Below are 13304 nucleotides of genomic sequence, written 5' to 3'. Positions count from 1 at the left end.
TAAACTTAGCTTATCTTAATTGTTTTATTAATAAGAAATAAAAAAAGAGCATTAAGCTCTTTTTTATTTTTAATCAGCCATTTTAAAAGCTTCTTCTTCCGAAATAGGAATTAGTATATCTCTAAACAATCCTTTTTCTCTCTTACAGTAGAATTCATAATCATCATTTCTTTTTAATTCTCTAATATGTTGATTTTTTATTATTTTAAATGTTTTATTTGTATATAAATTTTTTCCTATGTAATAATCCTTTTTAACTTTTATTATTGTACATCTTACTGTCATATTTTACTCAGCTTCCCCTTCTAAATAATATTCAATGAGATTTACAATTCTCTAGCAATACCAAATTAATCTCCCCTATATATTATCGCATAACATTTTCCATACTTTACAGTAAATTTAGCATAAATTTTAATTTAACTATTTTTTTCATTAAACTTTCTAAAATAAAACAACTAGAAAATTGCCCTTACTAATTATTGCCCAAAATCATATATAAATTTCATTAAGGTAAATATTATTAAAAAATAAGAAAGGGGCTGTCGCACTAATAATTAGTGCACAGTCCCTTTTTGTGCAAAAAAATAAATCCTAGACTCCATGAGTTTAGGATTTATGATAAAATATTTTTATGCACAAAGAAAATATTTTACAAAAGAATTATACATTAAACCAAAAGTTTTATCAATTAAAACTTCCATTAAATATTGATTACATGATACCGGTTAATGATTCAGTGCGATTACTAAGTCAATTTGTAGAGGAGATGGATTTAACAGATTTATATTCGACTTATTCCAAGATAAAGGAAAATCAAGTATCGCCAAGAAAAATGCTGAAAATCATGACTTATGGATATATGAATAAGATTTATTCGTCTCGAGATATTGAAAAGGCATGCCGTAGAGACATTAATTTTATGTTTTTGCTTGAGGGAGCATCCGCTCCGGATCATGCAACATTTGCAAGATTTAGAAGTCTTCATTTTGCTCCATGTTCTGAAAGGATCTTAGCTGAAACAGCTAAATTTCTTTATAAAATTGGTGAGATATCAGGAGATGCTATCTTTATTGATGGCACAAAAATAGAAGCTTATGCAAATAAATATACTTTTGTCTGGAAAAAGGCAGTTACAAAAAACATGGCAAAATTGCTAATTAAAGTGGCCGACCTTGTTAAAGAGTGCGAAGAACTTTATGATATTAAGTTAATCTATAAAAATGAAGTTCAAATGAAACATGTAAAAAAGCTTAGAAAAAAGCTTTATGCACTAAAGAAATCAGAAGGAATAGAATTCGTTCACGGATGTGGGAAAAGAAAAACTGCATTGCAACGATCAATAGAAAAACTTGAAGAATATCTTTCAAAGTTTAAAGAATATACTCAAAAAGTGTACACTTGCGGAGATAGAAACAGTTACTCAAAAACTGATGTTGATGCTACATTTATGAGGATGAAAGAAGATGCTATGAAAAACGGTCAACTTAAGCCAGCTTATAATGTGCAGCATGGTGTAGATTCAGAATATATTACATGGCTTACAGTTGGACCACAACCAACGGATACAACTACGCTAATACCTTTCTTGAAAAGCATGGAAGAAAACTTAAAATTTAAATACTTAAAAATAGTTGCAGATGCTGGATATGAAAGTGAGGAGAACTATTCATTTATTGAAGAAAATAATCAAATAGCATTTATTAAGCCATCTAATTATGAAATATCAAAAACAAGAAAATATAAAAATGATATCGGTAAAATAGAAAACATGGATTACAATGAAGAAAAAGATTTCTACATATGCCGAAATGGTAAGCAGTTAAAGGCTGAAAATATAAAAATTAGAAAATCTAAAACAGGATATGAAAGTGAAAAGACAATTTATGTTTGTGAAGATTGCAATGATTGCACTTACAAGAGTAGTTGCATCAAAGGGAATAATTGTAAAACTCCTTTGGAAGAAAGAGTAAAAAGATTTGAAACATCAAAAAAGTTTAATCGCCAAAGAAAGTCTGATTTAGAAAGAATTCTAAGCGAAGAAGGTTGCTTGCTTAGAATGAACAGAAGTATTCAAGCAGAAGGTTCTTTTGCACAAATAAAACAAGACATGAATTTCAGAAGATTTATGTGTCGTGGGCAAAAGAATGTATTAGCAGAAAGTATACTTCTTGCAATGGCACACAATATAAATAAATTACATAGTAAAATACAAGCGGGCCGCACTGGTAAGCACTTATTTGAATTGAAGAAAGCCTCATAAGTTAAATTTTAAAAAAGCTTTTTTTCTGAGGCTTATTGAAGTGCGCCTATTTTTAGTTGATTTACATGCAAATAAAAATAACACCTAAAAAGTTAATTTATAGAATAGAAAAAGGAGCTATCGCTAACGGATTTTAATCCACTAATGCGACAGCTCCCTTCTTATTTAGAGTAGTATTCAATTATTAATTTTTCATTTATTTCTATAGGAAGCTCTACTCTTTTTGGCAATCTAACTAATTTAGAAGAGAAGTTTTCTAAATTCTTTTCAATATACGGTAAGTGACTTACATCACTATTTAAAAAGTTTTCCTTGAACATTTCATTTTTTCTGGATCCTTCTCTTAAAGTAATTTCATCTCCTACATTAACTTTATATGAAGGAATATTTACTTTTTCTCCATTTACATAGAAATGTCCATGGCTTACCATTTGTCTAGCTTGACGAATTGAACTTGCAAATCCGCTTCTATAAACTATATTGTCTAATCTACATTCTAGAGTATTTAAAAGATATTCACTTGGAGTAATCTTATGCTTCTTTGCTTCATGCATAGCCTTATCCACATATCCCTTAAATTGTTTTTCTAGAACTCCATAATAAGCTCTTAACCTTTGTTTTTCTAATAGTTGCTTTCCATAGTCAGATAATTTCTTATCTGCCCTGCTTGTTCCTTTTCCTGCACGCTTCATTGCCTTAGGATGTCCTACTACATTAAGACCTAACCTTCTAGCAAGTTTAAAACGTGGTCCCATCATTTTTGCCATTTAATATTAACCCTCCGATTTGTTATTTGCCGCGGTAGTTAATTAATAACATGGAAGTATTATATCATAGCTTTTTGTAATTGAAAAGAGTTATCATTATCAGCTTTTAAAAATTTTTTATAATTTAACTTAGATTGGATTATTTCACGTGAACTGTGTAATCTTTTTACTTTCTTATCATATCTCTAGTAATATCATCTAAAGTAAAGGCACCACACATTTCCATTGTATCTGCTAATTCAGCTCCTAGTTTTTCTATATAACACTTTACTCCTTCTTCACCGCCACCATAAACAGCTGTAACAAAAGGACGTGCTATTAATACAGCATCAGCCCCCATAGCTAAGGCTTTAAAAATATCTGTACCACTACGAATACCACCGTCTACAAAGATTTTCATACTTCCTCCAACAGCATCAACAATTTCTTCTAACACTTCTGCTGTTGCTGGACATTGATCTAATACACGGCCTCCATGATTAGATACAACAATCGCTGATGCTCCTGCTTCTTTTGCCTTTAAAGCACCCTTTACTGTCATTATTCCTTTTATAATAAAAGGAACCTTTATCATTTTAGAAATTTCTCTTAACTCTTCTACTGTCTTGCTGCCTGCTGGAGGTGTCATATTCTTTAAGAAAGGAAGACCTGCAGCATCAATATCCATGGCAACAGCAAATGCGTCTGATTTATTAACTAATCTCATCTTTTCATGAACAGTCTCTAAATTCCATGGTTTTACTGTTGGCACTCCTATGCCTTCAACTGCTTTTATGGCATCTGCAGCATATTCCATAATCTTAGGATTAATACCATCACCAGTAAAAGCTGCAATACCATTTTCGGCACAAGCCTTTACTAAAATATTATTGTAGGATAAATCATCATATTTATCGCTATAATGAAAATCAACAGCTCCAACTGGTCCAGCAAAAAAAGGATATTTAAATTTCTTTCCAAAAATTTTAAAAGAAGTATTTACTGGATGATTTTCATGAATTGTATCCATATTTAAGCGTATTTCCTGCCATTTTTGATAGTTACGAATAGCTGTATCTCCAACTCCCTTTGCCCCTGGTCCTGGTATTGCATTCTTGCACACTATACCATTACATATATTACAGGCCTTACAGTGATCACCCATACATGTTCGAGCTTCTTTTAGCATATCATTATAATTCATATAAATTCCCCCTAAATTAATAAAGATTGCTAAGCAATCTTTATAATTGACACTGGACAATTTACAATTATCCAGTGAAAAATGTTTCTACTTTTCTAATCTTATGATTTAATTATACATTTTATATGCTAAATTTTAAATACTAAGTTCTTGGTTGATCTTTAAGACAAAGGATTGATAAATGTTTAACATTTAATAAGGCAGATATAGTCTTACATTTTGCCATAAATAAATGGAAAACATTATCCCTATCTATTTCTCTTAAGCTTTCATAATTTCCCTGACCTTTTGAGATTACCACATCTGCATTATAAAATTTTTCTTTAAAATCATTGCTTACTCTTCCAATAACAGTTCCTAAGGAATCATCTCCATTTTCAATTATCTCTGCAACTTCTTCCATTGCAACCATCTTGGCATCTTCTAAGGTAACGTCATTTACTATTGCTTTTCCCCTAACTCCAAAATATACCTTAATATCTGGGAATTCAGCTTTTATGTACTTAATAAAAAGTTTATCGAAACAAATTTCACCACAGTTATCTCCTAAATACACAAGAGTTTTAGCAGTTTTCAGCTTATTATATAACTCTTTGCTATCATCTATGGCAAGACTCACTTCATTGATATTTTCTATTTTTTCTTTAAGAAAGTTAAAATCAAACTTATGTTTAGCTGCAAAGTCTATTAAATTTCCTGCCACAGCAACCTTTAATGCTGTATTAAAATAGTCATTTGAACTCTTAATAAGCTCTTCAGCTTTATCAAGAATTTTTATGGTTTCTATATTATAATACTCTTTTATCTCACCATAAGGATTTTTATTCTCAATATAATTAAGAATAATATTCCAAGTACCACCCATAATTTCGGGATTGCATTTGGCATAATCTACTTCATGTAAATACTTAAGTACATCCCTCATTATTTTTTCTTTTTTATTTCGGTCAATTTCAAGTAAGTCTGTTATTTTTATCACTTGGTTAATATTGCACTTTATGCAGTTTAACTCCAAGATTAACTCCCCCCTTACCTAAATTTTTCTGTATTGTATATAGTTTCTATTTATTATTTATTATAACAGTAAATTTCTTTTTTGTCATATTTTATTAATAAAATTAAAATTGAAATTAAAAGAGACTAAATTTAGTCTCTAGTTTCTTTCAAATATATATCTTTATTCTTAATTCTTTTTGCTAAATCTCTAACTCTTTCTTCTATTGTTCTAGCTACTTTTATAAATTCTTCATCACTTTTTCCTGTTGGATCCTCTAATCCCCAATCTTCTTCATATTTTGAAGGTAAGAAAGGGCAAACAACATTGCAACCCATTTTTATAACAATATCTATCTCTGGTAAGTCTTGAATTAATTTAGACTTTTGAGTTTTATTCATATCAACATTATATAAATCTTTTATTATTCTTACTGCATCTTGATTTATTTGTGGCTTAGTTTCAGTTCCAGCAGAATAAGAATTAAATACATCTGCTGCAAGTAATTTCCCTAATGCCTCCGCCATTTGTGACCTACAAGAGTTATGTACACATATGAAAGCTACCTTTGGCTTCATAATTTATCCTCCTAATAAAATTTACTTTAAATATTTATTTTTTAGTTTAAATTCTAATACAAACGCTATCTGAATTTTACATCTATATAATTGATAGATATTATCAATTATATAGATGATTTGTTTATATCTAAAAAATACTTTTTGCATTTATAATAATTCTAGTAATACATCTCCTTTTATATCTTTTGCTCTCCAGCCAATAAGAGCAAAATTACCATTAGAGTGTTCATTAACTTTATTAATCCATTCTATCTCATTACTAGCCTTTGCTGAAAGTACTCTATTTGTTGTACCTATTTTATATAAAGATGAATTAATTACCCACCATTTTGTTGCAATTCCTGCTCTTTTAAGATCTTCTTCAAGCCTCATAGCTTCATATACTGGAGTAGCTTCTGCAAGGGTAATAATAATAACCTCTGTTTCATCTGCATTACGAAGTCTTGGCAATAATTTTTTTGCAGATTCAGGAACATCACCTTGTGATCTTTTTATCTCTTGATTATAACTTTGTGTAGAATCAAGTAAAAGTAATGTATGTCCTGTTGGTGCTGTATCTATAACTACTACTTCATTTTCAGCTTTTTCTACTATATCTGCAAAAGCTCTAAATACTGCAATTTCTTGTGTACATGGTGATCTTAAATCTTCTTCAATATAAGCAATATCATCTTCTGATAAAGTTTCTCTTGCTTTAGAAAGCACCTCTTCTCTATACTTTTCAAGTTCTAATTTTTCATCAATATGGCTCATTGTAATTCCTTCACTCTCATTTATTACAAACTTTAAATGATCTGCTGGATCAGTAGTTGTTAAGTGAACATTTTTACCCCTCTTTGATAATCCTAAAGCAATAGAAGCTGCAATTGTAGTTTTTCCAACACCACCTTTGCCCATAGTGAATATTACCTTCTTATTAGTTTTGTAAAGATCATCAACAACATCCTTAAGCTGTGGAATTATATCTATATTTAATTTTGAATTACTAATAATGTAATTATCTTTAGTAAGAAGTGATCTTACATTTTCAATTCCAGTAATATTATAAGCCCTATAAGGTATCATATAAGTAGTTATTTTTCTTAATTCTTCAGGCCTTTCAGCAATTGATTTTTGTTGCTTTTCATAAAAACTTTTAGAAATAGCATCGTCCGCTTCTGTTAACACACCATTAATGACTAGTAATTGATTATTAACTCCAATTTCTGAAAGTTCTTTTGATGCTCTAGCTGCTTCCTTTAATGGTGCATCCTCTGGTTTTGAAACAAGAATAAGTGTTGTCTTATTCCTATTCGATAAAGTTTCTACTGCCTTTTTATATATTTCCTTTTTACTTTCTAAACCTGAAAGCTGTCCCAGACAAGAAGCTCCATGTGTATTTTCATCAATAAAATTACTCCATGCCGAAGGCAACTGTAACATTCTTAATGTATGGCCTGTTGGTGCAGTATCAAAAATAACATGATCATATTCTTTTTGAATCTTTTCATCAGCTATAAAATTTGAAAATTCATTAAATGCAGCAATTTCAACTGTACAAGAACCTGATAGTTGCTCTTCCATATTATTAATAACTGATTCTGGTAGTTTGCCACGATAAGGACCTACAACACTTTCCTTATATTCAGCTGCAACTTGAATTGGGTCAAGATTAGCAACAACAAGGTTCGGAACTTCCTTTATCGGTGTTCCCTTATTTGTTAATTCCATATTAAATACATCCTGTAAATTTGAAGCTGGATCTGTACTTATTAAAAGTACCTTTTTACCACTATCTGCAAGATTTACTGCAGCAGCACATGCAGTTGATGTTTTACCAACTCCACCTTTTCCTGTATAAAATAGATATTGGGTTATATTAATATTTTTAGGATTAAAAATATCCATAGTTATTTCCTCCATTTTAGCTTTATAGCAGGAATTTTATATTTCTCCCTGCTACTTAAAACTTTTATCTATAGCTAACAACATTTTTCATTTGAACATCCACAAGCATTCGCTTTTTCAGATTTACCTTTTTCATGAGAAAGCCCAACTGAAACTCCAAGAAGTTTTTCAAATTCCTCATTAGTTGGGTATCTCCCAATTAGCTCAATTTTGCCATCTACAACTACTACTGGTAGTTTATCTACACCATACTTATTAATGAACTCATTCACTTCACTATTTTTTACAAATTCTTGGGGGGAATTTGTAAGATTAAATCTTTCTACTTCAATTCCATTACTCTTTAAAGTATTAAGAACTGCAGAAATTCTTAATAATTCAGGATCTACTCCCACTCCACAAAGCCCTGTTGGACAGCACATAGCTGGTTCAAATATTAACATCTTTTTCATAATTATATCTCTCCTTTATCTTTATAATTCACTGGCTTTAATCTCCAGTATGTATTATTTTTTAAAACATTAATAACCTAATATTAGTTAAGAATATAATTATTCATTTAAATTACACAATTCTTGATTCTTACATTTTTTATACTCCTCATAATCTTCATTATAATATGAAAGTTTTTTAAGTCTTTTTTCAAGGTATATCCAAAGTTCATAATTTTCTTCTATAAATTTTTTGCTTATTCTATAATAGTTCCATTGCGCCTTTTTATAGCTTTCAAGAATTCCACTTTTCTTTAATGCTGTTAAATGACGAGAAACATTAGATTGAGTCATTTTTAAACACGCCTCAATTTCACATACGCACATTTCATCTTCAATTAGCATAGATAATATACGTAGTCTACTTTCTTCTGATAAAGCCTTAAAAATTTCCACCAACTGAATCACCTCCTAATACGTATATGCTCATATACTCATATACTATGTTTTCACTAACCCTTTGTTACAATAGTTAGTGAAAATATAGTATTTCTTAACTTTAATATCTTTATAAACTTAATAATAGAATCTTTAATAAGAGTAACATAAAATTTACTTATCAATAGTATTTTATAATCTATTTTCTAATTTCCTCTCTTATATCTATAAGAACCTCTAATATTTGCTTCAAAAGTTCTTTGCTTGTTGGCTCATCCTCAAGTATATCAGCACTTTCGATATTATCCTCGATACTTTTATGAACAATCTGTACAGTAAAAATTGTTCCTTCCTTTCTTGTTACTCTTTCATTCCATTGCTTGTCATAAGCCAGTATTTGCGATATCTTTTGAAGGTACCTAGTCAATGTACGCTCTCCTCTGATTAGGTCTAATGCACGATATGCCATTTTAACAGATATTCCACTGTATTCAATTATCTCAAAAATCCTGTCTCCCTTCCATTCATCGTTTGCTTGCTTTACAGCATCTTCTAAATCATTTGCATATTCATTTCCCTCTTCAAATCTTACTCCGGCTTTTGGTCTTGCTAATGTTACATAAAACTCAATATTTTCATTCCACATATTATTTCCTCCAGTTCATAATTAACAATTTGAATTCAATGGTTTATCCCATATCCATATTATATCATATATAAATTTAAAGCCAACTGGTTTAACAAGAATTCATTGATTTAATAAATATTCAATTTTTAGCATAAAAAACCCGTGAAGGCATACAGGATTTCTCCTATACACACCCCACGGGTCTTCAACAAATTTTATTTACATTTCTACAGATCTTATTTTACACATACATTTATTTCTTATTCAACTGTAACAGCCTTTGCAAGATTTCTTGGCTTGTCTATATCGCATCCTCTTGCTTTAGCTATATGGTATGAGAATAATTGTAGAGGTACTACTGAAAGTACTGGGGCAAGGATTGGACTTACTCTTGGAATGTAGATTACATTATCTACTACTTTTTCTATAGTATCATGTCCTTCCATTGCAATTCCTAGAACCTTTGCTCCTCTTGTTGAAACTTCTCTAACATTGCTTACAGTCTTTTCAAATAGGTTTTCCTGAGTTGCAAGAGCTATAACTGGTGTACCTTCTTCTATTAAGGCAATAGTTCCATGTTTAAGTTCTCCTGCTGCATAAGCTTCTGAATGAATATATGAAATTTCCTTTGTCTTTAAGGATCCTTCCATTGCTACTGCATAGTCAAGGCCTCTACCTAAATAATACATATCTTCTTTATCTTTATTTGATTCTGCAATTGCCTTTATTTCATCTTCATACTTAAAGATTGTTGCTATCTTATCTGATAGGCCAAGTAATCCTTCTTTAATTTCATTAATTTCTTCTTCAGTCATTGTACCCTTCATTTCAGCAATATATAAAGCTACAATATATAGGGTTATGATTTGAGTTACATAAGCCTTTGTAGATGCAACTGCTATTTCTGGTCCTGCCCAAGTATATAATACGTCGTCAGCTTCTCTAGCTATTGAGCTTCCAACTACATTTGTTATAGCAAGAACTCTTGCATTATTTTCTTTTGCAAGTCTTATAGCCGCTAAAGTGTCTGCTGTTTCTCCTGACTGGCTTAAAACTATCATAAGAGTATTTTTATCTATTATTGGTTCTCTATATCTAAATTCTGATGCTATATCTGTTTCTACAGGAAGTTTAATTGTCTTTTCTAATATAGATTTTCCAACAACTCCAGCATTATAAGCTGTTCCGCAAGCAACTATATAAACTCTGTTTATGCTTTCTAATTCTTCCTTAGAAATCTTAACATCATCTAACTTAACTTTTTCTCCAAGAGTAATTCTTCCTGCTAAAGTATCCTTAACTGCCTTTGGCTGTTCATGAATTTCCTTTAGCATAAAGTGATCATATCCGCCTTTTTCTGCTGAATTTGCATCCCAAGTAACATGGAAGATTTCCTTCTTTATTTCTTCCTTGTCACTATTTAATATCTTAATACCATTATTATCGATAATAACAAATTCATTATCTTCTAACAGATATATATCTCTTGTATGATTTAGAATTGCGGGAATATCAGATGCTATAAAGCTTTCTTCTTCTCCTACTCCAACTATAAGCGGGCTGTCTTTTCTTACCGCTATAAGCTTGTTTGGTTCATCTTTGCAGATTATTCCAATAGCATAGCTTCCTGATAATTTCTTGGTAGCTTTTATAAATGCATCTAATAGATCTCCATTATAGTAGTAATCAACTAAATGAGGTATAACTTCAGTATCAGTTTGTGATTTGAAATTATATCCTTCTGAAATTAGCCATTCTCTAAGTTCAATATAGTTTTCTATAATACCATTATGAACTACTGCTATAGTTCCTGCTTCGTTTGTATGAGGGTGAGAGTTTACATCTGATGGTTCTCCATGTGTTGCCCATCTAGTGTGTCCAATTCCTAGACTTCCTTTAACAGTTTTGTTAGAAATTTTACTCTCAAGGTTTGCAAGTCTTCCCTTACACTTATTTACATCAATCTTTCCTTCATCTAGTACAGCAATTCCAGCGGAATCATATCCTCTATATTCTAACTTAGATAATCCTTCTACTAAAATTTCTGATGCTTTATTTCTTCCTAAATATCCAACTATTCCACACATATTTAATTCTCCCTTTTCTTCTTATTTTGATCAGGAAGCATTAAATTTAATATTCAATTTTCTTAGTACCCGATTAATTTTGTTCTAAAAATTGCTTTTTAGGTTTGTTAATCTTTAACGGTAGTACTAATACCGTAGGGCACCCGCCGAACATTTCGATAAACCCTAACCTCGTCAGCCACTTGGGCTCTGGCGCTTTTATTAAAATTTTTTTATATTTTTTCTACTATCCCCCTCTATTAATTATTTTAGAAAACTGACTATAAATTCTAGCTTCCTCTAAAAATTATATTTTACATTACAATATATGTCAAACTTTATTTTTTCGTTAAACAAAAACTTAACATTTAAAGTTAACATCAATAATTAACAGTTAGCAGTTTACTTCACCCCCAAGGCAGTTTTATCAAACTACTAACTGTTATTAACTATATATTAGGAAATATTATTAACTTAGTTATTTTTTATTTGGTTATAGTTTTCAATAATTAAATCTATAACTTTTTCATCTTCTATTCCACAAACTTTATTAATTGCTGCTCTTAATCCTTCAGCCTTAATTAATGCTTGAACTTCTTTTGCTTTTGGATCATCTTCAGCATCAAATAGTAAGCCTGCAGCTATTCCTTTTGCTATAGTATTATATTCTAAATTGTATTCTATACATAGCTTTAATGGAGATACAAGTCTATCTTTGTTTGAAAGTTTTCTTATTGGGTCTCTTCCAACACGAGAAACTACATCTTGAAGATAGCTGTTTTCAAATCTCTTTATTACTTTCTTAGAATAATCTTCTAAGGAGCTTATTTCCATTCCATGTTTAATATTTAAAGCCTTTAAACATTCTTTATGGAAGCTTAAAGCTGTTTCTCTTATTTTTTCATCCATTATTGCTTCATGGATATATTCATATTTTTTAAGGTATCCCAAATATGCTACAGTTGCATGAGCTCCATTTAGCATAAATAGTTTTCTTTCTAAATATGGTTCAAGATTATCTGTATATTCTGCACCATCAATTTCAGAATTTACTTTTACTTTATTTTTTTCAATGTCCCATTCAAAGAAATCTTCAACTAATACATCAATTGGACATTCTTTTACTGCATTTGTATTAGGAACTATTCTATCTACTGCTGAGTTTGGGAAACCTACCTTTTCATCTAGGTATTTCTTAAATTCCTCACTTGCACCTTCTAAAATAGTTTCCTTTATAATATTTGTTGCGAATAATGCATTTTCGCAAGCTATTATATCTAAAGGCCTGTCATTTGCTCTCATTCTCTCTTCTAATACTTCTTTTAATAACCCTGCTGTACTTTTAAGATTATTAGCACCAATGGAAGTTGTTACTAAATCTGCATCAAGTACTGCTTTTTTCACTGCTTCTTTATCTTTTAAGTTAATTGCTTTTACATTTTTAACTTTTTCTTCAGTCTTAACATCGCTTAAAATTATTACACTATATTCTTTATATTTATTAATATCATCTACTAAAGAATCTGCTATATCTACGAAAGTCACTTCATAACCTGATTTTGCAAGTAAATAGCCAATAAAGCCTCTACCTATATTTCCAGCCCCAAAATGTATTGCTTTTAGCATTAAAAATCACCTTCTTCTAATATTTTGATTATTTCTTCTTTAGAAGCTGCATTTCTTAATCTTTGTACATTTTCTTCTTCTGAAATTACTATTGCAATTTTTGATAGTATTTCCATATGCTCATCATCACTTCCAGCAATTCCAATAACTATATAAGCTGTATTTCCATCGCCGTAATCTACTCCATCTGGATATTGTAGAATTACTATTCCAGTTTCTTTAATATTCTTTTTATATTCATTAATAGCATGAGGTATAGCTACATTGTTTCCTAGATATGTAGAAACTACTTCTTCTCTAGCTTTCATTCCATTGATATAATCAGGACTTACATAGCCTCTATCTGCTAATAATTGTCCTGCTCTTTCTATAACTTTTTCTTTGTCCTCTGATTTTAAATTTAATACTATATTATCTAAATTTAAGATTTTATTATTCAT

Annotated in this window: 13 protein-coding genes; 1 reads left to right on the top strand and 12 read right to left on the bottom strand. The window is 30.2% G+C overall.

Annotated features, from left to right (window positions below; genetic code table 11):
• Positions 1–69 precede the first annotated feature (69 nt).
• Positions 70–285 (bottom strand): hypothetical protein, encoded by a 216-nt coding sequence (locus BEN51_RS02440; RefSeq protein ID WP_119864513.1) that lies wholly within the window; start codon positions 283–285, stop codon positions 70–72.
• Between the two features lie 349 nt (positions 286–634).
• On the opposite strand from BEN51_RS02440, the gene BEN51_RS02435 reads away from it, so the two are divergent.
• Positions 635–2263 carry an IS1182 family transposase gene (locus tag BEN51_RS02435; RefSeq protein ID WP_119864227.1) on the top strand — a complete coding sequence of 543 codons (1629 nt, stop codon included), beginning with the start codon at positions 635–637 and terminating at the stop codon, positions 2261–2263.
• A gap of 161 nt (positions 2264–2424) precedes the next feature.
• Here the strand turns inward: BEN51_RS02435 and rpsD are convergent, their stop codons facing one another.
• The 11 genes from rpsD to BEN51_RS02380 all read right to left on the bottom strand — a co-directional run bounded on the left by rpsD (position 2425) and on the right by BEN51_RS02380 (position 13304).
• Entirely contained in the window at positions 2425–3030 is a 606-nt protein-coding gene (gene rpsD, locus BEN51_RS02430) for a 30S ribosomal protein S4 (protein ID WP_119864512.1), read from the bottom strand.
• Positions 3031–3196: 166 nt separating this feature from the next.
• Complete coding sequence (locus tag BEN51_RS02425) at positions 3197–4213, bottom strand: alpha-hydroxy-acid oxidizing protein (RefSeq protein WP_119864511.1); 1017 nt, start codon at positions 4211–4213, stop codon at positions 3197–3199.
• A 142-nt stretch (positions 4214–4355) separates the two neighbouring features.
• Entirely contained in the window at positions 4356–5228 is an 873-nt protein-coding gene (locus BEN51_RS02420) for a damage-control phosphatase ARMT1 family protein (protein WP_164704073.1), read from the bottom strand.
• A gap of 131 nt (positions 5229–5359) precedes the next feature.
• The gene (locus tag BEN51_RS02415; protein WP_119864509.1) at positions 5360–5785 is read right to left on the bottom strand and encodes an arsenate reductase ArsC; all 426 of its coding nucleotides are present in this window, start codon (positions 5783–5785) and stop codon (positions 5360–5362) included.
• Positions 5786–5935: 150 nt separating this feature from the next.
• Entirely contained in the window at positions 5936–7675 is a 1740-nt protein-coding gene (gene arsA / locus BEN51_RS02410) for an arsenical pump-driving ATPase (RefSeq protein WP_119864508.1), read from the bottom strand.
• Between the two features lie 74 nt (positions 7676–7749).
• Positions 7750–8127: an arsenite efflux transporter metallochaperone ArsD gene (gene arsD, locus BEN51_RS02405; RefSeq protein WP_119864507.1), complete on the bottom strand. Its 378-nt coding sequence runs from the start codon at positions 8125–8127 to the stop codon at positions 7750–7752.
• 99 nt (positions 8128–8226) lie between these two features.
• Positions 8227–8562 carry an ArsR/SmtB family transcription factor gene (locus BEN51_RS02400; protein ID WP_236906276.1) on the bottom strand — a complete coding sequence of 112 codons (336 nt, stop codon included), beginning with the start codon at positions 8560–8562 and terminating at the stop codon, positions 8227–8229.
• A 181-nt stretch (positions 8563–8743) separates the two neighbouring features.
• Positions 8744–9190: a hypothetical protein gene (locus BEN51_RS02395; protein WP_119864506.1), complete on the bottom strand. Its 447-nt coding sequence runs from the start codon at positions 9188–9190 to the stop codon at positions 8744–8746.
• Positions 9191–9432: 242 nt separating this feature from the next.
• Positions 9433–11259, bottom strand: coding sequence for a glutamine--fructose-6-phosphate transaminase (isomerizing) (gene glmS, locus BEN51_RS02390; RefSeq protein ID WP_119864505.1), 1827 nt, complete (start codon positions 11257–11259; stop codon positions 9433–9435).
• Positions 11260–11712: 453 nt separating this feature from the next.
• Entirely contained in the window at positions 11713–12864 is a 1152-nt protein-coding gene (locus BEN51_RS02385) for a mannitol-1-phosphate 5-dehydrogenase (protein WP_119864504.1), read from the bottom strand.
• Positions 12864–13304, bottom strand: a complete 441-nt coding sequence (locus BEN51_RS02380) for a PTS mannitol transporter subunit IIA (protein WP_119864503.1) — start codon at positions 13302–13304, stop codon at positions 12864–12866. Before BEN51_RS02380 ends, BEN51_RS02385 begins: the two co-directional genes overlap by 1 nt.

The sequence above is a fragment of the Clostridium isatidis genome (assembly GCF_002285495.1).
In the GTDB taxonomy this organism is placed as follows: domain Bacteria; phylum Bacillota; class Clostridia; order Clostridiales; family Clostridiaceae; genus Clostridium; species Clostridium isatidis.
The sequence above is the reverse complement of the archived record's forward strand: the minus strand, read 5'-3'. Positions and strand labels throughout refer to the sequence as shown.